This window comes from Streptomyces sp. NPDC037410, assembly GCF_055602235.1.
Map to the genome: position 1 here is coordinate 168465 of NZ_JBVJWR010000009.1, position 23762 is coordinate 192226.

Here is a 23762-nt window from a genome sequence, read left to right on the forward strand (position 1 = left end):
CGGGTTACTCCGTCCTCAGTCCGTCCGCCCGCATCAGCCGCCACAGCACCGGCATGCTCAGCAGCGTCACCGCCGCGATCAGACCGAGGCCGATCCCGACGACCGGCAGGAAGCCCCACCAGTCCTGGACCCGCTGGCCGCCCATCTTCAGCAGGACCACGCCCAGGCCGAGGCCGCCCGCCACGGCGAGGACGAGGCCGAGGAGGATCGGCACCGCCGTCTGCCAGAGGACCGACCAGCTCAGGGTGGAGCGCCGGGTGCCGAAGGCGACCAGCGAGGAGAGCAGCCGCTTGCGGTCCCTGAGCTGCTCCAGGGTCGCCACCAGGAGCGAGGCCGCCACCAGGAGCATCGTCAGGGTGGAGCCGACCAGGATGCCGGTGCGGACGCTGGAGAACGCGGCGTCGCGCTCGGTGTCCTTGAGGGTGCGTACCCAGGCCGTCGGGTCGATGTCGTCCGCCGCGTTCCGTACGAGGTCGGCGGCGTCGGGCACGGCCGGGTCGAGCCGGACCATGACCTGGGCGTCGGGCTCGTCGAGCCGGGCCCCGGCGAGCGCCTTCGGGGTGGCGAGGACGCCGTACTCGTACATGCCGGTCGGGTCCGGGCGGGAGTCGACGGTCCTGGCGTCGGCGGGGACGCGCCACTGGGGCAGCGGGCCCTTCGGGCGCTTCGGGGCGCTCGGGTGCGGATGCGGGTCGCTCAGGGCCACCGTGGCGCCGGGCCGGACGGCCCTCGTGACGTAGGAGTCGTCCGGGGTGCCCTGCCTGCCGTGCGCGAGGTACACGAAGACGTCGCCGTCGGTGCAGGAGGGCAGCGTGGCGAACTCCCCGAGGGAGGCGCAGTCGCCGACCCGCAGCGAGACCATCGGCGCGAACTCCTCGCCCTGCTTGAGGGGCCCGGGCCGCCACACGCGCGACTCGACGACGCCGATCACGCCGCTGACGCCCTCGGTCCGCCGCACGCGGTCGATGATCCCGCGGGCGTCGTCGGCGTTCTCCGCGTCGAAGCCGAGCGCGATCTGCGCGCGGGAGGTGTCCTCGCCGCTGTACTGGGTGAACTGGCCCTCCATCGCCTGGAAGAGCATCTGGAGGGCGATCGCCCCGGTCGCCGCGACGACGATGCCGCTGACCGCGCGGGCCGCCGTGCCGCTGCTCAGCTGGAGCCTGCGGACGGCGAGCTGCCAGGCCACGGGGCCGCCGCGCAGCCGCTTGACGCCCGCTTCGACGAGCCACGGCAGGAGCGTGGTGAGGCCGATGAGGACGAGCGTGGTGCCGGCCGCGACGCCCACGCTGTCGATGCTGGTCTCGTTCACGTGCACGTCGCCGATGAGCGGGACGAGGAGGGCGATGCCGGCCGCGAGGAGCAGGAGGCGCCACCACAGCCGGCGGCGGCGCGGCAGTGAGGTCCTGACGACGCCGAGCGGTTCGATCGCCACCCCGCGCAGGGCGAAGAGGGTGACCACGACCGAGGCGACGGGGACGACGGCGAGGACGAGCATGGCGAGGCCGGTCATCGGCACGACGTCGCCGGGGTAGGCGTTGACGTCCCAGATGGTGAAGGCGCCCGCGAACTGCCGGGCCGCCGCGAAGAGTCCGAGGCCCACGAGGAGGCCGAGCAGCGCGCTCGCGAGGGACTCGCCGGCCGCGATCCGCCGGGTCATGGCGGTGTCCGCGCCGATCAGCCGGAGCGCGGCCAGGCGCCGGTCGCGCTGCTCGCCGCCGAAGCGGACGGCGGTCGCGATGAAGACGAGCACGGGCAGGAGCAGGACGACGCAGGCGACGACGACGAGGAGGATGAGGAACGCGTTCATCGGTTCCTCGGGCACGGACCAGCCGTAGCGGGTGCCGCGTCCGTCGAGGTTGTCCCGGTCCAGGAAGTCGACGTGCGCGACGTACCGCAGTTCGGCGGGGCCGATGAGTCCGGCCGGGCCGATCGTGCCGACGACCTTGTAGGGGAGCCGCTTCTTGAGCAGGGCGCCCTCGGGGGAGTCGAGCAGTGCGCCGAGCGCGGGGGAGACCAGCATCCCGCCGGCCTCGGGGAACGAGGGCGCGCCCGGCGGGACCGGGGGTGCGTCGCCCTCGGGCCGCAGCAGCAGACCGCTGATGGCCTCGTCCCGGTAGACCGTGGTCCGGCCGAGGTGGAGAAAGGAGTCGGGGCGGGGCGAGGTGACCTGCTCGCTGCCGTCGACGGCGCGCACCGACTCCCGTACCTCCCGCTGGAAGAGCATGTTCGGGAAGGAGGCGGCGAGCAGCAGCAGGGTGACGCCGAAGCCGACGCCGGTCGCGGTCAGCAGGGTGCGGAGCAGGCCGGAGCGGCCGCCGGTGACCGCGAACCGGGCGCCGAGCGTCAGGTCGCGGGCCCAGGTGCCGGGACTCATGCGGCCCACTCCGTGTCCCGTACCGAACCGTCCCGGACGACGACCTCGCGGTCGGAGTACGCGGCGACCCGGGCCTCGTGGGTGACGAGGACGACGGCGGCGCCGGTGTCCCGGGAGGCGTCGGTGAGGAGCCGCATGACCCGCTCGCCGTTGAGGGAGTCGAGGGCGCCGGTCGGCTCGTCGGCGAAGATGACGCGCGGGGCGGTGACGAGGGCGCGGGCGACGGCGACGCGCTGGCCCTGGCCGCCGGATATCTCGCCGGGGCGCTTGCCCGCGATGCCGTCGACCTCCAGGCGGGCGAGCCACTCGGCGGCCCTGGCCTCGGCCGTCTTCCGCTTCTCGCCGTTCAGGCGGAGCGGGAGGGCGACGTTCTCGACGCAGGTCAGTTCGGGGACGAGCTGGCCGAACTGGAAGACGAAGCCGAAGTCGGTGCGGCGCAGGGCGCTGCGCGCGCCGTCGGAGAGCGCGGTGAGCTCGCGTCCGTCGTAGGTGATGGTGCCGGCGTCGGGGCGCACGATGCCGGCCAGGCAGTGGAGGAGGGTCGACTTGCCGGAGCCGGAGGGGCCCATGACGGCGACGACCTCGCCGGCCCGGAGGGCGAAGTCGGCGCCGGCGAGGGCCGGGGTCGGGCCGTAGGCCTTGTCCAGGCCGGTGGCGCCGAGGAGCGGGACGGAGGTCATCGGCGGATCTCCTTCCGCAGCCGGGCGGAGGTCATCGGCGGATCTTCTTTCCGCGGCGGGACGGAGGTCATCGTCGGATCTCCTCGGCGAGCGCGTCGAGGCGGGCCGCGGTCAGTTCCAGCCAGCGCAGGTCCGCCTCCAGGTGGAAGAGGGCGTGGTCGCAGATGAGCTGGTCGGCGAGGTCGCCGTCGCGCTTGCGGCGGGTGAGCTCGCGCATCAGGCGCAGGTGCTCGGCGCGCTGGGTGTCGAGGAGCTCGGCGGCGCCGCGGCCGGTGAGCAGGGCCAGGACGACCTTGGTGTAGAGCGTGGAGTGGAGGTACGGCTCCGGCTTCTCGGGGGTGGCGAGCCACTGGGCGACATCGGTGATGCCGGCCTCGGTGATCGCGTACCGCTTCCGCTCGGGGCCGCCGCCGGCCTCGATGCCGTCGACGACCACGAGGCCGTTCTTCAGGAGCCGGGACATGGTCGAGTAGACCTGGCCGTAGTGGAGCGGCCGGTCCTGGCCGAACTTCTCGTCGAAGGCGCGCTTGAGGTCGTAGCCGTGGCGCGGTCCGGACTCCAGGAGCCCGAGGAGGGTGTGACCGATGGACATGCCGCTCACTGTACACGGGGTGTATACGTGGGATGTATAGCCGCGTGTCCAGCGGGCGTGACTAAACGGAATCAGTCCCTCACGCAACCATCCGGTCCACCCGAGCGTCGGTTCCTCTGGGCGTGGGTGCTGATTCTCACGTCCGGAAAAGACGTGATCGGTTGTCCTTTGTCCGCCTCGTCGGTGTTAGCTGGCTTGCCGAGCTGATCCGGCGTGGACGGGCTCAGCGCCGAGGGCGCCGGAACACAAGACGAGTGGAGCGACGGGACACATGGGCCGACCGGACAAGGGGAAGGCGAAGAAGCGGGGCATACGCCGCATCTTCACCTGGAAGAAGCTCCTGGGCACCTTCATCGTGTTCTGCCTGCTCGGCATGGGCGCCCTCTACGTCGTCTACCTGCTGGTCCCGGTGCCGTCGGCCAACGCCGAGGCGACGATGCAGAGCAACATCTACAAGTACTCCAACGGCAAGATCCTCGCCCGCACCGGCAAGATCAACCGTGAGATCGTCGGCCTCGACAAGATCCCCCTGCCGGTCCAGCGCGCCTTCGTCGCCGCCGAGAACAAGACCTTCTACAAGGACAACGGCGTCGACATCAAGGGCACCACCCGCGCCGCCTGGAACACCATCACCGGCAAGGGCAAGCAGGGCGGCTCGACGATCACCCAGCAGTACGTCAAGAACTACTTCCTGAGCCAGGACCAGACGGCGACCCGCAAGCTCAAGGAAATGGTCATCGCCCTCAAGGTCGACCAGAAGATGAACAAGAGCGACATCCTCGCCGGCTACATGAACACGAGCTACTACGGCCGCTCCGCCTACGGCATCCAGGCCGCCGCCCGCTCGTACTACGGCGTCGACGCCACCAAGCTCACCACCGCCCAGGGCGCCTACCTCGCCTCGCTGCTCCAGGCGCCCAACCAGTACGACTGGACCTCCGCGAGCACCACCGGCCGCAAGCTCGTCGAGGACCGCTGGAACTACGTCCTCGACAACATGGTCGGCGAGGGCTGGCTCAGCCCCTCCGAGCGCGCCGGCATGAAGTTCCCCGTCCCGCAGAAGCCCAAGCCCGCCCCCGGCATGGAGGGCCAGACCGGCTACATCGTCGAGGCCGCCAACCAGGAGCTGATGCGCCAGGGCGTCAGCGAGGAGGACATCAAGGCCGGCGGCTGGACGATCACGCTCAACATCGACGAGAAGAAGCAGAAGGACCTCGTCAAGGCGGTCGACAAGCAGCTGGAGGCCAAGCTCGACCGCAAGGGCGACAAGAAGCAGGCCACCGTCCAGGCCGGCGCCACCTCCGTCGACCCGAAGACCGGCGCGGTCGTCGCGCTGTACGGCGGCGTCGGCGCCACCGAGCACTGGATGTCCAACGCGACCCGCCGCGACTACCAGCCCGCCTCCACCTTCAAGCCGATCGTCCTCGCCTCCGCCGTCGACAACCACGCGACCACCCAGGACGGACGCGAGATCGGCCTCGGCACCGTCTACGACGGAACCAGCAAGCGCCCCGTCGTCGGCAGCGCCATCGCGTTCGCGCCGGAGAACGAGGACGACGAGAGCTACGGCCCCGTCACCGTCCAGAAGGCCACCAACAGCTCGATCAACTCGGTCTACGCCCAGATGATCGTCGACGTCAGCCCGGCCAAGGCCAAGCAGACCGCCCTCGCGATCGGCATGAAGGACGGCGCGGGCTTCCCCGAGACCCCCGCCATCTCGCTCGGCACCATGGGCGCCTCGACCATGGACATGGCCGGCGCCTACGCCACGCTCGACAACCACGGCAAGAAGGTCACCCCGACCCTCGTGAAGACCGCCGAGCACAAGGACCGCACGGTCAAGGGCACCCAGCCGATCGGCGACCAGGTCGTCACCCGCAAGGCCGCCGACACCGCCACCCAGGCCATGACCGGCGTCGTGCGCAGCGGCTCCGGCTTCCGCGCCGCCGGCGACTACGAGGCCGCCGGCAAGACCGGCACCTCCGAGAACAACCGCTCCGCCTGGTTCGTCGGCTACACCCCCGAGCTCGTCACCGCCGTCGGCCTCTTCGGCGAGGACGAGAAGGGCAACCAGGTCACCCTCACCGACACCATCAACCCCGGCCGCGCCAACGGTGGCCGCACGCCCGCACAGATCTGGGGCGACTACACCGAGCGCGCGCTGAACGGCGGCTCGGACGCGAGCTTCGACCTGGAGACCGAAGGCGGCTCCACGGACGGCACGGCGCCGGACCCGACCGCGACCACCGAGGCCCCGACGGACGAGCCCAGCGACGAGCCGACGGCGACCCACGAGCCGACGGCCCCGCCGACGACCGACACCGCCACCACGCCGCCGCCGACGACCGACCCCGTCACCACGCCGCCGACGCCCACCCAGGAGCCGACGGCGACCCAGGAGCCCACGGCCCCGCCGACGTCGATCCAGCCGCCGGACGCCGGCGGCGACCCCGGGCTCAACGGCACCACCCGCCCGCCGCGCTGACGACACGACCGAAGGCCGGACCCCGAGAGGGGGTCCGGCCTTCGGTCGTCCCGCGTGGCCCTACGTACGGGTGGACAGCTCGAACCAGACCACCTTGCCGCCCGACAGACGGGTCGCCCCCCACCGCCGGGCCAGCCGGTTCACCAGGAAGAGACCGCGCCCGCCCTCGTCGGTGTCCCGCGCCCGCCGCTGCCGGGGCAGCTGCGGGGAGTCGTCGCCGACCTCGCAGCGCAGCACGTCCGTCCGCAGCAGCCGCAGGGTCACCGGACGCTCCGCGTACCGCACGGCGTTCGTCACGACCTCGCTGATCAGCAGCTCGACCGAGTCCGTCAGCTCCTCCAGGTCCCAGCGGGCCAGCGCCCGCCGGGCGAGCCGCCGGGCCCGCCCCGGAGCCGCGTCCTCCGGCTCCAGGAACCAGTACGCCACGTCGCTCGGCGCGATCCCGTCGAACCGGGCCGCGAGCAGCGCGATGTCGTCGTCCCGGTCGCCCGGGCCCAGCATGTCGAGGACGTCGTCGCAGAGCGCCTCCAGGGGCGGCGAGTGGTCAGGGCCCGTCAGCTGCGCGGTCGCCGCGAGGCGCTCCCGCAGCTGCTCGATGCCCGTCCACACGTCCCGCAGCCGGGACTCGACGAGACCGTCCGTGTAGAGCAGCAGCGTGGCACCGGCCGGGGCGTCCAGCTCGACCGCCTCGAAGTCCACCCCGCCGACACCGATCGGGGCGCCGGGCGGCACCCGCAGCACCTCGGCGCGGCCGCCCAGGTGGAGCAGTATCGGCGGCGGATGGCCGGCGTTGGCGACGGTGATCCGGTGCGAGACCGGGTCGTACACCGCGTACATGCAGGTCGCCATGCGGTTCTCGCCGAGCCGCTGCGCCTGCTCGTCCAGGTGGTGCAGGACCTCCTGCGGGGGCAGGTCGAGCCCGGCCAGGGTCTGCGCGGTCGTACGCAGCTGGCCCATGATCGCCGCCGAGGTCATGGAGTGGCCCATGACGTCGCCGACGACCAGGGCGACCCTGCTGCCGGGCAGCGGGATCGCGTCGTACCAGTCGCCGCCGACCCGCGCCGTCTCGGCCGCCGGGAGGTAGCGCGAGGCCAGCTTGACGCCGGTCGGCTGCGGCAGCGAGTCCGGCAGCATCGTCCGCTGGAGCTCGTCCGCGATGTACGCCTCACGGCCGTACAGCACGGCCTTGTCGATGCCGAGCGCGGTGTGCGTGGCCAGCTGGGCCGCGACGAGCAGGTCGTTCGGCTCGAAGCCCGCCCGCTCGGGGCGCCGCAGGAACACGGCGGCGCCGATCACCCGGCGCCGGCCGCGCAGCGGCGCGAGGACGGCCCGCAGCCCCCCGGGCAGCGGGTGCTCGGGGCCGAGCAGCTCGGTCAGCGCCGCCTTGGCGGCAGCGGAGTCGCCGAAGACCGGCCGCACCCCGCGCAGCACCTCGGCCAGCGCCCCGCCGGACCGCACCTCGCAGAGTTCGGCCGCGGGGGTCGGATCCGGATCGGGTACGAGGACGAGCTCCTCGCCCTCCAGATCGCTTAACCGGAGCCGGTCGGTGCGGCGCAGACGCAGCACGAACGGCGCCACCGGCCGCTCGTCGCCCACCGGGAGCGGGTCGCGGAGGTAGACCAGGATCTCGTCGGAGAAGGTCGGCACGGTGGCCCGGCACAGGCCGAGGACGATCTCGTCCAGGTCGATGCCGCGCGCGATGCGCCGGGTCGCGGCGCCGACGAACCGCAGCCGGTCGCCCTCGCGCCGGCCGGAGCCGTCCCCGCCGCGGGCCTCCCCGCCCGGGCGCTGCGGGGAGACGGCGACCGCGACGGCACCGGGGTGCCCCGTGCCTGTGGAGGAGCCGGGCGCGCCGGGATAAGCCGTACCGGCGGAAGAGTCGGGAGTGCCGGGGTGCCCCGTGCCCGTGGAAGAGCCGGGTGCGCCGGGGTGGGCCGTGGCGTCCGCGGTGCTCGGGTGGTCCGTGCCGCCCGCCGTGTCGGGGTGGCCCGTGCCGCCGGAGGTGCCCGTGCCCGCGGGCGCCGGGCCCGCGGGCTGCGCGGGGACGTCCGGGACCGGGGTCGCGGGGGCCGCCGGGCCGCCCGGCACGTCGGAGGGCAGGCCGGCCGCCGCCTCCTGGCGAGGGCGCGCGCGTTCCTGCGACCGGGCAGCCAGGGGCTGCCGGCCTTCGTGGGAGGTGGGATGCTCCGTCACGCGTGGGATTCCGTCCGTCCGGGCCGGTGGTGCGATGCACTCGCTCTTCTCGCCGATGCCGCGCCTTCGCAGGGGGTAAACCCCTTGTACGCTGCGGATCTGGACGTTCCGCGAGCTGCGGCAACGGCGGGGGGCGCAACACCCGGGCACACGTCCGGCACTGCTCTCCCCCTCTGGATGACTTCTGGTCAGGTCCTGTGCTGTGCTGAGTCGTCGACGTGCTGGTCGGTCGGTCTGACGTGGTGTTCGGTCGGTCTCTGCCGTGCGGAGGACGATCCTACGTTTGAACCCCTGGGGCGCATCAAGGGTCTCACGGCGCCGTGTGCGCCGGAGTGCGATCCCAGTCCGCCGGCAGTTCCGGAACAGGCCATGCCGGATCGGGCCGCCAGTCCTCCCAGCCGTCCGCGAACGGCGCCCCCCACGTCTTGATCCGCTCCACCGCGCGCTCCCCCGCCGCCCGCACCCCGGCGGCCTGCGCCGCGCTCATCAGGCCGGACCGCTGGGCCTGCGCGAACTCGTCCTCGTCCCGCCAGAGCCAGCTGTGGTCGGGGTAGACGGAGATGTCGAGGAAGTGGTCCTCGGAGTCGAGGCCGCCGGACCAGCGGGTCCGCGGCTCCTCCAGGTTCACGTACCAGCTGCGGAAGCGCCAGCCGCGCTCCCAGAACAGCCACACCGACCACGGCTCGCCGGGCCGCGCGAGCTTCAGCACGCCGCTGCCGGCCCAGCGCGCGCGCTGGGTGGTGCGCGGGGCGGTGTAGCGGGTGGCGAGCGGCTCGTCGTGGACGGAGGTGCCGTCGGCGAGCACCGGCCGGACGCACTCGGTGCCGGGCGCCATCCAGACCGCGAGCAGCTCGGGCGTGTCCTGCACGACCGTCACCGGCCGGCAGATGTGCACCGCGCCGGTGCCGTTGCCGCGGTAGCGCCAGAGGATGTGGTCCCCCGGCGCCCAGTGCTGTGAGCCGCCCGATCCTGTCATGCGCAGATCTTAGGGGCGCGCTCCCACGACCGCTGCGGCACAGATCACGGAGGAGTCGGCTACCGGACATGGACGATCCGGCTACCGGCCGGTTCTCTACCGGCCCGTTCCTCACATGCTGGTTCCCTACCGACCGGTTCCCTACCGACCGGTTCCCTACCGACCGGTTCCCTACCGGCTGGTTCCCTACCGGCCGGTCACCGCCGGCCTGCCCGCCGGACCCCGGGGGCGGCTCCGTCACGGCCTCCGGTCACCGGCGGTTGCGCCCGTCCTCCGGCCACCGGCCGGTGCGCCCGTCCTACGGCCGGGTCATCCGCAGCACGTCCAGCGCCTCGTCCAGCTGCTCGACGGTGAGGTCGCCCCGCTCGACGTAGCCGGACTCCAGGACCACCTCGCGGATGGTCTTCCGCTCGGCGACGGACCTCTTCGCGACCTTGGCGGCCTCCTCGTAGCCGATGTACTTGTTCAGCGGGGTGACCACGGACGGCGAGGACTCGGCGTACTCGCGGGCGCGCTCCGCGTTCGCGGTGATCCCGTCGACCGTGCGGTCGGCGAGCAGCCGGGAGGCGTTGGCGAGAAGCCGTACGGATTCCAGCAGGTTCTTGGCCATCACCGGCAGCATCACGTTGAGCTCGAAGTTCCCGGCCGCGCCCGCCACCGCCACCGTGGTGTCGTTTCCGGTCACCTGTGCGGCGACCATGAGGACCGCCTCGGGGATCACCGGGTTCACCTTGCCGGGCATGATCGAGGAGCCGGGCTGGAGGTCGGGGAGGTTGATCTCGGCGAGGCCGGTGCGGGGGCCGCTGGCCATCCAGCGCAGATCGTTGGCGATCTTGGTGAGGGAGATCGCGATGGTCCTGAGCTGCCCGGACGTCTCCACCAGGCCGTCGCGGGCGCCCTGGGCCTCGAAGTGGTCGCGGGCCTCGGTCAGCGGCAGTCCGGTGGCGCGGGCGACCTCGGCGATGACGGCGGCGGAGAAGCCGGCCGGGGTGTTGATGCCGGTGCCCACCGCCGTGCCGCCGAGGGGGAGTTCGGCGAGCCGGGGGAGTGCGGTGCGCAACCGCTCGGCGCCGTACCGGACCTGGGCCGCATAGCCGCCGAACTCCTGGCCCAGGGTGACCGGGGTGGCGTCCATCAGATGCGTACGGCCGGACTTCACCACCGTCGCGAATTCGGCTGATTTTCGCTCAAGGGAGGCGGCCAGGTGGTCGAGGGCGGGGATCAGGTCGCGGGTGACGGCGGCGGTGGCCGCGATGTGGATGGACGAGGGGAAGACGTCGTTCGAGGACTGCGAGGCGTTGACGTGGTCGTTGGGGTGGACCTCGCGGCCCTCGGGGAGCCGCTCGCCGGCGAGGGTGGCGATCACCTCGTTGGTGTTCATGTTGGACGAGGTGCCGGAGCCGGTCTGGAAGACGTCCACCGGGAAGTGCTCGTCCCAGCGCCCTTCGGCGACCTCCCCGGCCGCCGCGACGATCGCCTCGGCGCGGTCCTTGTCGATCACCCCGAGCTCGGCGTTGACCTTGGCGGCGGCGGCCTTGATCCGGGCCAGGGCCTCGATGTGGGCGCGCTCCAGGCGCTGGCCGGAGACCGGGAAGTTCTCCACGGCCCGCTGGGTCTGGGCCCGCCACTTGGCGTGTGCGGGGACCCGCACCTCGCCCATGGAGTCGTGTTCGATCCGGTAGCCGTCAGCCTCGTTCATGTTCCTCAACCTCTCTGAACTCTCCGAAAAAGATGAGCACTTGTCTTGTTCGATGTATTCCCAAGGCGCGTACCGGCCAGTAAAAACCGTGGGTAACCCCACTTCCAGGAGGCGCAGTGAAGCGCACCAGGTCCAGACTCCGCTGGCCCGTAGCGGCCGTCGCCGCCGCCGCGGCGGCCCTCGGCAGCATGACCGCAGCCGCCCCCGCCGGCGCGGCCGACACGAGCACCACGGCCGGAATCACCTCCGTACCGCTCTCTCCCGAGCTGGAGGCGGTCCGGGCCGCCGAGGCGACCAAGATCTACGGAAGCCCCGAGGAGCGCCCGCTCGCCCAGCGCAAGACCGGCCTGATCTCACTCGGTGACAGCGAGATCTCCGGCGAGGGCGTCGGCACGTACGAGTCGCCCACCAACGGACCCGCCAACTGGTGCCACCGCTCCCCGGACGCCGCCATCCACCGCACCGGGATCCCCGCGGACCTCACGTTCAACGTGGCCTGCTCCGGCGCGTACACCGGCAACATCCGGATCGGCGGCTCCAAGCAGTACGCCGACGAGCTCGTCCAGAGCGACAACCTCGCCGTCAAGGCCCGCAACACGCGGATCAAGATGGTCCTGCTCGTCGCCGGCGCCAACGACGACCTGCAGTTCGGGCCCGTCATGACCGACTGCGTCCAGCGCTTCGTCCTCAGCCAGGGCACCTGCGAGCCCAAGTACGCCCCCGGCTGGCAGGCCCGCGTCGACGCGCTCGTCCCCAAGGTCGAGCAGACCGTCCGCGACCTCAAGACCGTCATGCGCGACGCCGGATACGCCGACGGCGACTACAAGCTCGTCGTCATGGGCTACCCCAGCCCGATCGGCCCCGACTTCTACGACAACCCGAACTTCCCGGGCAAGCTCGCCTGCGGCGGCATGGGCTACGACTCCGACACCAAGTGGGGCCGCAACAGCGCCGTCCCCGCCTTCGAGCGCGGCATGCGCACCGTCGCCGCCGACACCGGGGCCGTCTTCCTCGACGACTCGCGGCTCTTCAACGGCCACGAGGTCTGCATGGAGGACACCTGGGCCCGGGGCCTCTACATCGACCTCTCCAAGCCCGGCGGCCTCGACGAGAACTCCGTACGCCAGTCCTTCCACCCCAACAAGAGCGGCCACGGCGCCTTCGCGTCCTGCCTCACCCAGATCTACAACTCGGGCCTGCGCGAGGCGAGCTGCGCCGACGTCAACTCCTCCGGCACCCCGACGCTCTTCCCGGTCGCCTGGGACGACGCGTACAAGCCGCTGAAGAACCAGGCCACCGGCAACTGCCTGGACGTGAACGCCGCCGAGTCGGCCAACGGGACCGGCGTCCTCGGCTGGGACTGCCACGGCGGCCGCAACCAGGGCTGGTGGTACGACTCCGCCCGGCAGACCCTCCACACCCAGCTCACCCAGGACCGCTGCCTGGACGTGCCCGCCGCCGTCTACCAGACCGGCAAGGCGCTCATCATCTGGAACTGCAGCGGCTCCGCCAACCAGAAGTTCGTCCGTGACGGCGCGACCATCCGCCCCGCCGCCGCGACCGGACTCTGCCTCGCCCAGAGCGCGGCGAAGGAGCCGGTCCGGCTCCAGAACTGCGACGGCTCCGCGAACCAGAAGTTCGCGTAGGGGCCACCCCAGGAACGCCGAGGCCCTCGTCCGGTGCGGGACGGGGGCCTCGGTCATGCTCAGAGCGTCTTCGTCGTGCTCTTCGTCGTGCTCTTCGCCAGTTCGTACGCCGGGAGCATCGCCCGGTGCTCGCCGGTGTCGAGCCCGCCGAGGTGGACGATGACCGTTCCCCTCGGGGTGGCGACGGCGAAGGCCCGCTCCTCCTTGCCGTCGGCGGTGTACATCACCTCGGTCGCGGGCAGGGCGCCCGCCTTCGTCTCCCGGTAGGTGGCGCCCGAACTCCCCTTCTCCGCCCGCACGAAGCCTTCGAGAGCCGTCCGGGCGGGGCCCTTCGGGGCCGTCCACACGCGCAGGTAGCCGATGTTCCCGGACGGCTTGGCGTCGACCTCGCAGCGGACGGTGGCGGGGCCCTGGCGGGTGAGCGCGGCGAACTCCGGGTTCTCGGGGTCCTTGACCGCCTCCGGCTCCCAGTCCTCGGCGAGCGCGAAGGAGACGGGCAGCGCGCAGGGGGAACCGGGGCCGCCGAGCGTGGCCGCGGCCTTGGCGGCAGCGGTCTTCCGCGGGGCCGCCCCGGCCGCCGGGGCGTCGGGCTTCGGGGTCGTGCCGCAGGCGGTCAGCAGCAGCCCGGCCGCCACCAGGGCGGCGGGGACGGCCGTACGCATCGCTCGTGCTCTCTCTGACATGGCGCCATGATCCCCCACGGGGCCGCCCCGGGATTGCTCCGAACGGGCGAGACGGCGGTGATCGCCGCACAATGTGAAGCGTGCCGAGGGGGACCCCCATCCCACGGGAGGCAGGACATGACCCGCAGCTTCAGGAGGATCGGCGCGCTCTGCGCAACCACGGTCGCGGCGGTCTCCTTCGCGGCCGCCACCGCCCCGGCCCACGCCGACAACGGCGACGGGTTCGAGTTCACGCTCTTCGCCAAGGAGGTCCCAGGCGGGGGAGCGAGTGAGAGCCCGCCGGCGCCCAAGGTCGGGGACGTCGTCACCTTCGCCGACGACCTCTACAAGGACAAGGGCGGCGCCAAGGTCGGCCGTGACGGCGTGACCTGCACCGTGGTGCGCGTCTCCGGGGACCAGGCCGACATGAACTGCGTCGGCACCATCGTCCTGAACGGCGGCCCGGGCGGACAGATCACCGCCCAGGCCCTCGCCACCGTCGACATCACGAACGAGGCGCCGGCCGCCCTCGACCTCGCCGTCACCGGCGGCACCGGAGACTTCACGCAGGCGCGTGGATACATCCGGACGAGCCCCGACGGGGACTACGACCAGATGGAGTTCCACATCACCACGCGGTGAGCCCGTTACGACAGCTTGCCGCCGTAGTCCGGGAGCTTGAAGGCGCGCTCGGCGTGGCCGCCGACGAGATCGGTCGTGTTGTTGCCGATGTTCGCGATGATCGTGTAGCCCTTGGCCTCGATCTCGGCGCGCTTCTCGGTCTTGTACGCGCTGACCTCGCTGAACAGGTCGGGGAGCGAGCGCACGTAGAGACCGTCGACGGGGTAGCCGGCCTTCTTTAGGTTCCAGTCCGTCAGGGAGTAGATGATCCCCGGACGGGCCGTCACGAAGAAGACGGCCACACCGCGCGCGTGGGCGTCGGCGACCAGGGCACGGACCTCGGGGATGGCCGGGGTCGGCAGCTCCCAGAACGGGTGGAAGTCCGTCTCCAGCGAGGAGTTGTCGATGTCGAGGACGATCGCCTGCTTCTCGTGGCCGGCGTCCTCGGCACGCTCCTCGATGTACGGGCGGGCCTGGTCGACGACCGCGGCCACGTCGTGGCGCCAGGTCGTGTAGTCGACGTCCGCGAGGGCCGCGGCCGAGGTGAGGTGGGTGTCCGGGTCGGCGGCGGAGGCGGCGGGCGCCGCACCGACGACGAGGAGGGCCGTCAGGCCGAGGGCCGTGGCGGTGGCCTTGGCGGAGGGAACGGAGGACATGGGGGGCTCCCGAGTGGGTCGAACCGGCTCAGTGGTTGACATGCTCGCGACCCATACTGACCAGTAGGTGACGAGAGGGCTACCGGTCGGTAGCCACTTTCTGAGCGAAGATCGACATCCGCGCACGACGAAGCCCCCCGGTCCGGACCGGACCGAGGGGCTCCGCGTGAGCCGCGGGAGACCTTACGAGAGCTGCGAACCCTGACGCACCGGGATGTGCGTGAACGTCGGCTCGGGGGCCGGGTTCTGGAAGAAGTCGTTGCCCTTGTCGTCGACGACGATGAAGGCCGGGAAGTCCTCGACCTCGATCTTCCAGACCGCCTCCATGCCGAGCTCCTCGTACTCGACGACCTCGACCTTCTTGATGCAGTCCTGCGCGAGACGCGCGGCCGGGCCGCCGATCGAGCCGAGGTAGAAGCCGCCGTGCGCGCCGCACGCGTCCGTGACCTGCTTGCTCCGGTTGCCCTTGGCCAGCATGACCTTCGAGCCGCCCGCCGCCTGGAACTGCTCCACGTACGAGTCCATGCGGCCGGCCGTCGTCGGGCCGAAGGAGCCGGAGGCGTAGCCCTCGGGGGTCTTCGCGGGACCCGCGTAGTACACCGGGTGGTCCTTCAGGTACTGCGGCATCTCCTCGCCCGCGTCCAGACGCTCCTTGATCTTGGCGTGCGCGATGTCGCGCGCCACGACCAGCGGGCCGCTGAGGGAGAGACGGGTCTTGACCGGGTACTTGGTCAGCTCGGCGAGGATCTCGTCCATCGGCTGGTTGAGGTCGATCTTCACGACGTCCTCGTCCGCGGCCAGGTGCTCCTCGGTCGTCTCCGGCAGGAAGCGCGCCGGGTCGGTCTCCAGCTGCTCCAGGAAGACGCCCTCGGCGGTGATCTTCGCGACGGCCTGGCGGTCGGCCGAGCAGGACACGGCGATCGCGACGGGCAGCGAGGCGCCGTGGCGGGGGAGGCGGACGACGCGGACGTCGTGGCAGAAGTACTTGCCGCCGAACTGCGCGCCGATGCCGATCTTCTGCGTCAGCTCGAAGACCTTCTCCTCCAGCTCCTTGTCGCGGAAGCCGTGGCCGGTCTCGGCCGAGCCCTCGGTGGGCAGCTCGTCCAGGTAGTGCGCGGAGGCGTACTTCGCGGTCTTGAGCGCGAACTCGGCGCTGGTGCCGCCGACGACGATCGCCAGGTGGTACGGCGGGCAGGCCGCCGTGCCGAGCGAACGGATCTTCTCCTCCAGGAACTTCATCATGGAGGCCTCGTTCAGGACGGCCTTGGTCTCCTGGTAGAGGAAGGACTTGTTGGCCGAGCCGCCGCCCTTGGCCATGAAGAGGAACTTGTACGCGCCGCCGTCGGTCGCGTACAGCTCGATCTGCGCGGGCAGGTTCGAGCCGGTGTTCTTCTCCTCCCACATGGTCACCGGGGCCATCTGCGAGTAGCGCAGGTTCAGCTTGGTGTACGCGTCGTAGATGCCCTTGGACAGGGCCTCCTCGTCGCGGCCGGAGGTCAGGACGTTCTGGCCGCGCTTGCCCATGACGATCGCGGTACCGGTGTCCTGGCACATCGGCAGCACGCCGGCGGCGGCGATGTTCGCGTTCTTGAGCAGGTCGAGCGCGACGAACTTGTCGTTGCCCGACGCCTCCGGGTCGTCGATGATCCGGCGCAGCTGGGCCAGGTGGGCCGGGCGCAGGAAGTGCTGGATGTCGTGGATGGCCTCGGCGGCCAGGGTGCGCAGCGCCTCGGGCTCGACCTTGAGGAACGTACGCCCGTCGGCCTCGAAGGTGGAGACACCTTCGGAGGTCACCAGGCGGTAGGGCGTGGTGTCCTCTCCCAGGGGGAGCAGATCGGAGTACGCAAACTCAGGCATGACGGCGGCCATTCCTCACTCGGCAGACAGCGGCGCCGCCTCCGTTGGCGGCGCACGGTCCAGCGTAAGACCCGGGCGCGGCGCGGATCCTGTGAGGTAAGGCTCACTGGGGGCGCGGACCCCGCCGGAATGGCGTGATCGGGAGCTTCGCCCGGGGCATCCCCTAGGGGACGGGACCGGGGTGTTCCCTCTGGTCGCGATCTATCGCGTGTCGCTACGCTGACTCCGTGGACCTCGAAAAGCAGCCCGAACCCGAGAAGCAGCCGCAGCCGCAGCGTCCGGCCGCCCCCGCCACGACCTCACCCGCCGAGCCGGCCTTCGCCGATCCGCGGGGTTCGCTGCGGGCCTCGGACGCGGACCGGGACCGGATCGCGGACATCCTCAGGGACGCCCTGGCCGAAGGCCGGCTCGACCCCGAGGAGCACTCGGACCGGATCGACGCGGTCTACCGGGCCAAGACCGTGGGCGAGCTGGAGCCGATCGTCCGCGACCTGCCGGGCGCCCGCACCGCCCGCGACGCCGCACCGGAGGCCGTCGCCTACGGCCCCGACGACACCGAGGGCCCCGCGGACAACCTCGTCGCGATCTTCTCCAGCACGACCCGCAAGGGCCGCTGGCGGGTCAGCCGCCGGACGAACGCCTTCGCGCTCTTCGGGAACATCGAGATCGACCTGACCGAGTCGATCTTCGCCCAGCGCCTCACCACCATCAACGCCACCTCGATCTTCGGGAACGTCGAGGTGCGCGTCCCGGAGAACATCAGCCTGCGCGGCAGTGGCACCGGCATCTTCGGGAACTTCGAGGTCGTGACCCTGGAAGGCGTCGACCCGCAGGCCCCCGTCGTCGTCATCAACGGCTACTCGGTCTTCGGGAACGTCGAGGCCAGACCCAAGCGCGGCAAGTGGATCACCGACCTCCAGGGCAGGCTGAAGAAGAACCTCGGACACTGACGCGCACGGGACCGCCCGGAGCGAGGCGGGCGCTCCGGGGGGCCGCCGCCCGGACGTGACCGGAATTCGCCCTCGGGTATCCGCAGTGCGGAACGGCGGGGCACGCAGTGCATAGGCACGCGCACAGCGGGTAGGGCTGGTGCATCGCCGCTCGCTCGCGAAGCCGTCGTCAGGAGTAGACCGTGCTGCAACTGCCGCATCAGCCCCTCCAGGTCGCCGCCGTACCCCCTCAGCGCGCCCCTGCCCGGGAGGACGAGGCCGGTCCATGGCACGCGGAGGCGGTGTGCCGCCGGGACGAGGCCGGGCTCTTCTTCGCGCCCTCCAAGGAGCCGACCGCCGCGCGGCTCGCCCGCGAGGAGGCGGCCAAGCGGGTCTGCGCGCGCTGTCCGGTGATGGTCGAGTGCCGGGAGCACGCACTGCTCCAGCCCGAGCCGTACGGGGTGTGGGGCGGGCTCACGGCGGCGGAGCGCCGCGTCGTCCTCGCCCGGCGCCGGCGGCGTGAGGTGGAGCTGCGGAAGGCGGCGGCGGCCGAGCGGATCGCCCAGGCGGGCTGACGGGACCGCGGAGACCTTCCCCGCGCCCGTACGAGAAGGGGCGCCCCCACCGCACATGGGGGCGCCCCTCTTCGTACCGTCGCGCTGAAGCGTTACTTCGCGCGGTCGAAGTCGATCGCGCTGTACGCGCGCAGCTTCGAGAGCCGGTGCGTCGAGTCGATCTGGCGGATCGTGCCGGACTTCGAGCGCATGACCAGCGACTGGGTGGTCGCCGTCTCGGCGCGGTAGCGCACCCCGCGGAGCAGCTCGCCGTCGGTGATGCCGGTCGCGACGAAGAACACGTTGTCGCCGCTGACCAGGTCGTTCGTGGAGAGCACGCGGTCCAGGTCGTGGCCCGCGTCCAGTGCCTTCTGGCGCTCGGCGTCGTCCTTCGGCCACAGCTTGCCCTGGATCACACCGCCGAGGCACTTGATGGCGCAGGCGGAGATGATGCCCTCGGGCGTGCCGCCGATGCCCATGAGCATGTCGACGCCGGTGCCCTCGCGGACGGCCATGATCGAGCCGGCGACGTCGCCGTCCGAGATGAACTTGATCCGGGCGCCGGTCTCGCGGATCTCCTTGACGATGCCCTCGTGGCGGGGGCGGTCCAGGATGACGACGGTGATGTCCTCGGGGGAGGAGTTCTTCGCCTTGGCGACCCGGCGGATGTTGACCGAGACGGGGGCGTTGATGTCGACGAAGTCGGCGGCCTCGGGGCCGGTGACCAGCTTGTCCATGTAGAAGACCGCGGACGGGTCGAACATGGTGCCACGGTCGGCGGCGGCCAGGACGGCGATCGCGTTCGGCATGCCCTTGGCGTTGAGCGTGGTGCCGTCGATCGGGTCGACGGCGATGTCGACCTCGGCGCCGGTGCCGTCGCCGACGTGCTCGCCGTTGAAGAGCATCGGGGCTTCGTCCTTCTCGCCCTCGCCGATGACGACGACGCCGTTCATCGAGACGGTGGAGATCAGGGTCCGCATGGCGTTGACCGCCGCCCCGTCCGCGCCGATCTTGTCGCCGCGGCCGACCCAGCGGCCGGCGGCCATGGCGGCTGCCTCGGTGACGCGGACCAGCTCAAGGGCGAGGTTGCGGTCGGGTGCCTCGGGGGAAACGACAAGCTCGGGCGGAAGGTGGTGGTGCTCGGTCATCGGAACGCACCTTTCTGTACGGCGACGGCCGGAAAAAAGAGGGTGCTGCGACTCTATCGGTACGTCGACAAAATGAGCAGAGGGGCCCACGTATGAGCACAGCACCATGATGCGACCATGGTGGGCGTGGCAGGTATGCGAGGCAGGCAGACGGTACGCGGGATGTTCCAGTCCCTCGGGGTGATCATGGTCGCCGCGGGCGTGATGTATCTCTTCATCCCGCACGACGAACACGCGGAGCCGGTCAAGGCGAAGGACTACCGGGTCGAGCTCCTGACGGCCCAGCGGGCGGCGCCGTATCCGGTGCTGGCCCCCCAGGGCCTCGGCGAGGGCTGGAAGGCGACGGTCGTCTCGTACAAGCGCGAGCAGGGCGACGCCTGGCAGCTCGGCTTCATCACGCCCGACACCCAGTACGTGGCGGTCAACCAGTCGACGGCGGAGCCGGGGAAGTTCGTGCCCGAGGTGACCCTGAAGGCGAAGGACACCGGGAAGACCCAGACGGTGGCCGGCCGGGTCTGGCAGCGCTGGGAGGGCCCGAAGTACGACGCGCTCGTCCGCACGGACGGCGGCGCGACGACCGTGGTGACCGGCACGGCGTCCTTCGAGCGACTGGCGGAGCTGGCCGGCTCGCTCCAGTCGAAGAAGGTCTGAGCCGGGTATTCGGGCATACGGGAAGGGCCCCGCACTCGTTGAGTGCGGGGCCCTTCCCACGTGCCACTCAGACGGTGGTGACGACCTCGTCGTAGGAGAGGCGCGGGGAGCGCGGGAACCAGGCGTCCTCGCCCGGCTTGCCGATGTTGACGACCATCAGCGGGGTGTGGTCGTCGTCCAGGAACTCCTTCTGGACGCCGGCGAAGTCGAGACCGGTCATCGGGCCGGCGGCCAGGCCGGCGGCGCGGACGCCCACGATGAAGTACGCGGCCTGGAGGGCGGCGTTCAGCAGCGCGGAGCCCTCGCGGACCGGGCGCTCCGAGAAGAACATGTCCTTGGCCTGCGGGAAGTGCGGGAGCAGGGCCGGGAGCTCCTCGTGGAACTCGTTGTCGGCCGAGAGGATCGCGACCAGCGGCGCGGCGGCGGTCTTGGCCTGGTTGCCCTCGGCCATGTGCTTCACCAGGCGCTCGCGGGCCTCGGGGGAGCGGACCAGGGTGATGCGCAGCGGGGTCTGGTTGAAGGCGGTCGGGCCGAACTTCACCAGGTCGTAGATCGCCTGGAGCTGCTCGTCGGTCACCGGCTCGTCGGTGAACGTGTTGGCGGTGCGGGCCTCACGGAAGAGGAGGTCCTGGGCGACGGCGTCAAGGGCGAGAGACATGCTGCGTACCTTCCGGACTGCAAGGGGGTTCGCTCGTTGAAGGTTCAAGCGATGTCTCGACAGTACGGCGAGATTGATGAAACTTCAACTAACCCATCCGGATAGTGATCCGCTTCACTCGGAGTCTACATGCCGGGGCCTGGGGGCGGGGGCGGCTACGGGGCGGCCGGGTGCCGCCTACTCGTCCCCGTCCTCCTCCCCCGCGGCCGCCTCCGCCGCCAGTGCGGCGTCGAGCCGGGCCCGCGCACCCTCCAGGCGACGCCGGCACACCTTCGCCAGCTCCTCGCCGCGCTCCCAGAGCGCCAGGGACTCCTCCAGTGACGTCCCGCCCGCCTCAAGGCGCCGGACGACCTCGATCAGCTCGTCCCGCGCCGCCTCGTAACCGAGGGCCGCCTCTTCCGCGCCCGTCTCCGTGCCTGCTGCCATGTGCCGCTCCATCCTCGTGTCGACTGCTCTGATTCCCGCTCGCCCGGCTCAGGCCGGATCCGGCACGCGCCGCACCGTGAACTCGCCCTCGGCGACCCTGGCCCGCAGCTCCTCGCCCTCCGCGACCTCCTCGGGAGACCGGACCACCGCCCCGTCCGCCCGCTGGAGCACCGCGTACCCCCGCTCCATCGTCGCGGCGGGCGACAGCGCCCGGACCCGCGCGCGCGTGTGGGAGAGCTCCGAGTCCGCCCGGTCCAGGAGGTGCCCGAGGACCCGCCGGCTCCGCGCGAGCAGCGCCGCCACCTCGTCCTCGCGGACCTCCACCATCCGCTGCGGGTGCTCCATGACGGGCCGCGCGAGCGCGTGCGCCAGGCCGCGCTCCTCGCGCTCCAGGAGCCCGCGCACGGTCCGCAGCGCCCGGTCCCGCAGCCCGCGCACCCGGTCCAGCTCCTCGCCGACGTCCGGCACGACCTTCTTGGCCGCGTCCGTCGGCGTCGAGGCGCGCAGATCGGCCACCAGGTCGAGCAGCGGCGAGTCCGGCTCGTGCCCGATCGCGGACACCACCGGCGTACGGCACTCGGCCACCGTACGGATCAGCTTCTCGTCCGAGAACGGCAGCAGGTCCTCGACGCTGCCGCCGCCCCGGGCCACGATGATCACGTCCACGTCCTCGTGCGCGTCAAGCTCCCGGACCGCCTGGACGACCTGCGGGACCGCCTTCACGCCCTGCACCGCGACGTTCCGCACCTCGAAGCGGACGGCGGGCCAGCGACGGCGCGCGTTCTCCAGGACGTCCCGCTCGGCCGCCGAGGCGCGGCCGCAGACCAGGCCCACGCGGTGCGGCAGGAACGGCAGCGGCTTCTTCCGGTCGAGCGCGAAGAGGCCCTCCGAGGCCAGGCTCCGCTTGAGCTGCTCCAGCCGGGCCAGCAGCTCGCCGATCCCGACCGGCTTGATCTCCACCGCCCGCAGCGACAGCTGGCCGCGCGGCGCGTACCACTCGGGCTTGGCGTGCACGACGACCCGGGCGCCCTCGGAGACGACGTCCGCGACGGCGTCGAAGACCTGGCGGTAGCAGGTGACGCCGATGGAGATGTCGTGCGAGGGATCCCGCAGCGTCAGGAAGACGACCCCGGCGCCGGGGCGCCGCGACAGCTGCGTGATCTGCCCCTCGACCCAGATCGCCCCGAGCCGGTCGATCCACCCCCCGATGAGCCGGGAGACCTCACCGACGGGCAGCGGTGCTTCGGCGGACGTAGTCAGACCCATGGACCGAGCGTAACCGCGCGGTACGACAACGTCAGGGGCGCGCGTCGGCCGACGGCCTCACGGGCCGGGCCCCGTCTCCGGGCGCGGCGGCCTCACGGGCACGGGTCCCGGCCCCGGGCGCGGCGGCCTCAGGCGCGCGTGGAGACAGCCCCGCGCGGGGGATGTCCGGCCCCGGCGCGGGGCGGCGACGCCCCGCCCCGGCGGTCCTCACGCGCGCTTGGACCCGTCTTCGCCCACGGCGGCCTTCACGCGCGCGTGGCCCCGTCTTCGCCCACGGCCTCCCCACGCGGGCGCGTGGGGACGGCTCCCGCCCGCCGGCGGCCTCACGCGCCCGGGGACGTCCGTGTCGCGCCCTGGACCGCGAGGACCACCAGTCCCACCCCCAGCCACACCACGCCCACCACCTGCGCGGCGGCCGAGGCCTCGACGATGACCGCGATCAGGATCGCCGCGCCGGTCACCGGCATCACGATGTGCTTGAACCAGTGCGGCGGCCCCTCCGCCCGTCGTACGGCGAACCAGCCCACCACGCTCGCGTGCAGCAGGACGAACGCGGTCAGCGCGCCGACGTCGACCACCGAGACCAGGTGGTCGAGGCCGTCGTCCTGGCGCGCCGCCCACAGCGCCGCGATCATCGTCACCGTCGCCGACACGAGCAGCGCCACGCGCGGGACGCCGCCGTCGGTGCGGGCGAGCAGGTGCGGGAGGCGCCGGTCGCGGCCCATCGCGAACAGCAGGCGCCCGCCCGCCGCCTGCCCGGCGAGCGCCGCGAAGGCCGCGCCGATCGCCTTCGACACGGCCACCAGGTCGTGCAGCCAGCCGCCGACCGACGCGTCCACGGCGTCGTAGAAGGCCGAGCCCTGCTTGGCCGGGTCGGCGGCGAGCTCGGCCGAGGAGAGCGGTTCGAGGAGCGCGACCAGCCAGGTCTGGGCGACGAACAGGAGGCCGGCGAGCGCCAGGCAGAACAGCACCGCCCGCGCCACCTTCCGGGAGCCGCCCGTGACCTCCTCCGCGAAGGAGGCGATCGCGTCGAAGCCCAGGTACGACAGGACCGCCACCGAGACGGCGCCGATCACCGCCGCCAGCGAGAACGACGCGTCCCCGGTGAGCGGCGACCAGCCGTCGCGCAGCCCCCCGTCCCGTACGAGCACCACCACCGCGGAGACGACGAAGACCAGCAGGACGACGATCTCCATCGCGAGCACGGCGAAGCCGGCGCGGGCGGCGGCCTTCACGCCCCACAGGTTCAGGAGGGTGGTGACGACCACGGCGATCCCGGTCCACACCCACCGGTCCACCTCCGGGACCAGCGCCTCCATCGCGATCCCCGCGAAGAGGTAGGCGACGGCCGGGATCAGCAGGTAGTCGAGCATCGCCATCCACCCGGCGATGAATCCCGGCCCCTCTCCGAGGCCCTTGCGCGCGTACGTGAAGACGGAGCCGGCCTGCGGCGCCACCCGCACCATCTGGGCGTAGCTGAAGGCCGTGAACGCCATGGCGACGGTCGCCACGACGTACACCAGTGCGACGGCCCCGTGCGACTTCGCGTCCAGCGTGCCGAAGACGCCGACCGGCGCCATCGGGGCGATGAACAGCAGTCCGTACACGACAAGGTCACGGAACCCAAGATTCCGCCGGAGCTCCTCGTGGTCGGCCGCCCGCGTCTCCTGAGCCATGGCGCCAGTTTCG

20 protein-coding genes are annotated in these 23762 nt (G+C 71.9%); 6 read left to right on the forward strand and 14 right to left on the reverse strand.

Going from position 1 to position 23762, the window contains the following annotated elements; translation table 11 throughout:
* Window positions 1-4: 4 nt before the first annotated feature.
* The 3 genes from ACZ7HT_RS17475 to ACZ7HT_RS17485 all read right to left on the reverse strand — a co-directional run bounded on the left by ACZ7HT_RS17475 (window position 5) and on the right by ACZ7HT_RS17485 (window position 3646).
* Window positions 5-2374 carry an FtsX-like permease family protein gene (locus ACZ7HT_RS17475; protein ID WP_471166165.1) on the reverse strand — a complete coding sequence of 790 codons (2370 nt, stop codon included), beginning with the start codon at window positions 2372-2374 and terminating at the stop codon, window positions 5-7.
* Entirely contained in the window at window positions 2371-3054 is a 684-nt protein-coding gene (locus tag ACZ7HT_RS17480; RefSeq protein WP_471166168.1) for an ABC transporter ATP-binding protein, read from the reverse strand. The genes ACZ7HT_RS17475 and ACZ7HT_RS17480 overlap by 4 nt, the downstream gene beginning before the upstream one ends.
* Before the next feature lie 67 nt (window positions 3055-3121).
* On the reverse strand, window positions 3122-3646 hold the full coding sequence (locus ACZ7HT_RS17485; RefSeq protein WP_471166170.1) for a PadR family transcriptional regulator: 525 nt from the start codon (window positions 3644-3646) through the stop codon (window positions 3122-3124).
* A 271-nt stretch (window positions 3647-3917) separates the two neighbouring features.
* Here ACZ7HT_RS17485 and ACZ7HT_RS17490 point away from each other — a divergent pair, with 271 nt between their 5' ends.
* Window positions 3918-6131, forward strand: a complete 2214-nt coding sequence (locus ACZ7HT_RS17490) for a transglycosylase domain-containing protein (protein WP_471166173.1) — start codon at window positions 3918-3920, stop codon at window positions 6129-6131.
* Window positions 6132-6191: 60 nt separating this feature from the next.
* On the opposite strand, the gene ACZ7HT_RS17495 is transcribed toward ACZ7HT_RS17490, so the two are convergent.
* The 3 genes from ACZ7HT_RS17495 to ACZ7HT_RS17505 form a co-directional block, all read right to left on the reverse strand.
* On the reverse strand, window positions 6192-8324 hold the full coding sequence (locus ACZ7HT_RS17495) for a SpoIIE family protein phosphatase (RefSeq protein ID WP_471166175.1): 2133 nt from the start codon (window positions 8322-8324) through the stop codon (window positions 6192-6194).
* Window positions 8325-8634: 310 nt separating this feature from the next.
* Window positions 8635-9300 (reverse strand): cytidylyl-2-hydroxypropylphosphonate hydrolase, encoded by a 666-nt coding sequence (gene fomD, locus ACZ7HT_RS17500; RefSeq protein ID WP_471166177.1) that lies wholly within the window; start codon window positions 9298-9300, stop codon window positions 8635-8637.
* A 298-nt stretch (window positions 9301-9598) separates the two neighbouring features.
* Entirely contained in the window at window positions 9599-10999 is a 1401-nt protein-coding gene (locus tag ACZ7HT_RS17505; RefSeq protein WP_471166179.1) for a class II fumarate hydratase, read from the reverse strand.
* Between the two features lie 116 nt (window positions 11000-11115).
* On the opposite strand from ACZ7HT_RS17505, the gene ACZ7HT_RS17510 reads away from it, so the two are divergent.
* Window positions 11116-12645, forward strand: coding sequence for a ricin-type beta-trefoil lectin domain protein (locus tag ACZ7HT_RS17510; RefSeq protein WP_471166182.1), 1530 nt, complete (start codon window positions 11116-11118; stop codon window positions 12643-12645).
* A gap of 59 nt (window positions 12646-12704) precedes the next feature.
* On the opposite strand, the gene ACZ7HT_RS17515 is transcribed toward ACZ7HT_RS17510, so the two are convergent.
* Entirely contained in the window at window positions 12705-13328 is a 624-nt protein-coding gene (locus ACZ7HT_RS17515; RefSeq protein WP_471166184.1) for a lipoprotein, read from the reverse strand.
* A 117-nt stretch (window positions 13329-13445) separates the two neighbouring features.
* On the opposite strand from ACZ7HT_RS17515, the gene ACZ7HT_RS17520 reads away from it, so the two are divergent.
* The gene (locus ACZ7HT_RS17520; RefSeq protein ID WP_471166187.1) at window positions 13446-13949 is read left to right on the forward strand and encodes a dirigent protein; all 504 of its coding nucleotides are present in this window, start codon (window positions 13446-13448) and stop codon (window positions 13947-13949) included.
* A 5-nt stretch (window positions 13950-13954) separates the two neighbouring features.
* On the opposite strand, the gene ACZ7HT_RS17525 is transcribed toward ACZ7HT_RS17520, so the two are convergent.
* Entirely contained in the window at window positions 13955-14584 is a 630-nt protein-coding gene (locus tag ACZ7HT_RS17525; protein ID WP_471166189.1) for an HAD family acid phosphatase, read from the reverse strand.
* A 183-nt stretch (window positions 14585-14767) separates the two neighbouring features.
* Window positions 14768-16441 (reverse strand): fumarate hydratase, encoded by a 1674-nt coding sequence (locus ACZ7HT_RS17530; protein WP_471166191.1) that lies wholly within the window; start codon window positions 16439-16441, stop codon window positions 14768-14770.
* Between the two features lie 227 nt (window positions 16442-16668).
* Between ACZ7HT_RS17530 and ACZ7HT_RS17535 the strand changes: the two genes are divergently transcribed.
* Window positions 16669-17391, forward strand: coding sequence for a DUF1707 SHOCT-like domain-containing protein (locus tag ACZ7HT_RS17535; protein WP_471166194.1), 723 nt, complete (start codon window positions 16669-16671; stop codon window positions 17389-17391).
* 182 nt (window positions 17392-17573) lie between these two features.
* Window positions 17574-17945, forward strand: coding sequence for a WhiB family transcriptional regulator (locus ACZ7HT_RS17540; protein WP_471166196.1), 372 nt, complete (start codon window positions 17574-17576; stop codon window positions 17943-17945).
* 92 nt (window positions 17946-18037) lie between these two features.
* Here the strand turns inward: ACZ7HT_RS17540 and glpX are convergent, their stop codons facing one another.
* Window positions 18038-19072 (reverse strand): class II fructose-bisphosphatase, encoded by a 1035-nt coding sequence (gene glpX / locus ACZ7HT_RS17545; RefSeq protein ID WP_116159068.1) that lies wholly within the window; start codon window positions 19070-19072, stop codon window positions 18038-18040.
* 117 nt (window positions 19073-19189) lie between these two features.
* Here glpX and ACZ7HT_RS17550 point away from each other — a divergent pair, with 117 nt between their 5' ends.
* Window positions 19190-19723 carry a DUF4245 domain-containing protein gene (locus ACZ7HT_RS17550; protein ID WP_471166199.1) on the forward strand — a complete coding sequence of 178 codons (534 nt, stop codon included), beginning with the start codon at window positions 19190-19192 and terminating at the stop codon, window positions 19721-19723.
* Between the two features lie 67 nt (window positions 19724-19790).
* Here the strand turns inward: ACZ7HT_RS17550 and ACZ7HT_RS17555 are convergent, their stop codons facing one another.
* The 4 genes from ACZ7HT_RS17555 to ACZ7HT_RS17570 all read right to left on the reverse strand — a co-directional run bounded on the left by ACZ7HT_RS17555 (window position 19791) and on the right by ACZ7HT_RS17570 (window position 23749).
* Window positions 19791-20381 carry a malonic semialdehyde reductase gene (locus tag ACZ7HT_RS17555; protein WP_471166202.1) on the reverse strand — a complete coding sequence of 197 codons (591 nt, stop codon included), beginning with the start codon at window positions 20379-20381 and terminating at the stop codon, window positions 19791-19793.
* A 177-nt stretch (window positions 20382-20558) separates the two neighbouring features.
* Window positions 20559-20807: an exodeoxyribonuclease VII small subunit gene (locus ACZ7HT_RS17560; protein WP_471166205.1), complete on the reverse strand. Its 249-nt coding sequence runs from the start codon at window positions 20805-20807 to the stop codon at window positions 20559-20561.
* Between the two features lie 48 nt (window positions 20808-20855).
* Window positions 20856-22073 (reverse strand): exodeoxyribonuclease VII large subunit, encoded by a 1218-nt coding sequence (gene xseA / locus ACZ7HT_RS17565; RefSeq protein WP_471166208.1) that lies wholly within the window; start codon window positions 22071-22073, stop codon window positions 20856-20858.
* Window positions 22074-22396: 323 nt separating this feature from the next.
* On the reverse strand, window positions 22397-23749 hold the full coding sequence (locus ACZ7HT_RS17570; RefSeq protein WP_471166210.1) for an APC family permease: 1353 nt from the start codon (window positions 23747-23749) through the stop codon (window positions 22397-22399).
* Window positions 23750-23762: the final 13 nt, after the last annotated feature.

Excerpts from the sequence above, each read along its gene's own strand:
- ACZ7HT_RS17475 (WP_471166165.1), bottom strand. The coding sequence starts at position 2,374 with ATGAGTCCCGGCACCTGGGCCCGCGACCTGACGCTCGGCGCCCGGTTC.
- glpX (WP_116159068.1), bottom strand. The coding sequence starts at position 19,072 with ATGACCGAGCACCACCACCTTCCGCCCGAGCTTGTCGTTTCCCCCGAG.
- xseA (WP_471166208.1), bottom strand. The coding sequence starts at position 22,073 with ATGGGTCTGACTACGTCCGCCGAAGCACCGCTGCCCGTCGGTGAGGTC.
- ACZ7HT_RS17525 (WP_471166189.1), bottom strand. The coding sequence starts at position 14,584 with ATGTCCTCCGTTCCCTCCGCCAAGGCCACCGCCACGGCCCTCGGCCTG.
- ACZ7HT_RS17530 (WP_471166191.1), bottom strand. The coding sequence starts at position 16,441 with ATGCCTGAGTTTGCGTACTCCGATCTGCTCCCCCTGGGAGAGGACACC.
- ACZ7HT_RS17570 (WP_471166210.1), bottom strand. The coding sequence starts at position 23,749 with ATGGCTCAGGAGACGCGGGCGGCCGACCACGAGGAGCTCCGGCGGAAT.
- ACZ7HT_RS17515 (WP_471166184.1), bottom strand. The coding sequence starts at position 13,328 with ATGTCAGAGAGAGCACGAGCGATGCGTACGGCCGTCCCCGCCGCCCTG.
- ACZ7HT_RS17485 (WP_471166170.1), bottom strand. The coding sequence starts at position 3,646 with ATGTCCATCGGTCACACCCTCCTCGGGCTCCTGGAGTCCGGACCGCGC.
- ACZ7HT_RS17560 (WP_471166205.1), bottom strand. The coding sequence starts at position 20,807 with ATGGCAGCAGGCACGGAGACGGGCGCGGAAGAGGCGGCCCTCGGTTAC.
- ACZ7HT_RS17555 (WP_471166202.1), bottom strand. The coding sequence starts at position 20,381 with ATGTCTCTCGCCCTTGACGCCGTCGCCCAGGACCTCCTCTTCCGTGAG.
- ACZ7HT_RS17505 (WP_471166179.1), bottom strand. The coding sequence starts at position 10,999 with ATGAACGAGGCTGACGGCTACCGGATCGAACACGACTCCATGGGCGAG.
- ACZ7HT_RS17480 (WP_471166168.1), bottom strand. The coding sequence starts at position 3,054 with ATGACCTCCGTCCCGCTCCTCGGCGCCACCGGCCTGGACAAGGCCTAC.
- ACZ7HT_RS17520 (WP_471166187.1), top strand. The coding sequence starts at position 13,446 with ATGACCCGCAGCTTCAGGAGGATCGGCGCGCTCTGCGCAACCACGGTC.
- ACZ7HT_RS17490 (WP_471166173.1), top strand. The coding sequence starts at position 3,918 with ATGGGCCGACCGGACAAGGGGAAGGCGAAGAAGCGGGGCATACGCCGC.
- ACZ7HT_RS17550 (WP_471166199.1), top strand. The coding sequence starts at position 19,190 with ATGGTGGGCGTGGCAGGTATGCGAGGCAGGCAGACGGTACGCGGGATG.
- fomD (WP_471166177.1), bottom strand. The coding sequence starts at position 9,300 with ATGACAGGATCGGGCGGCTCACAGCACTGGGCGCCGGGGGACCACATC.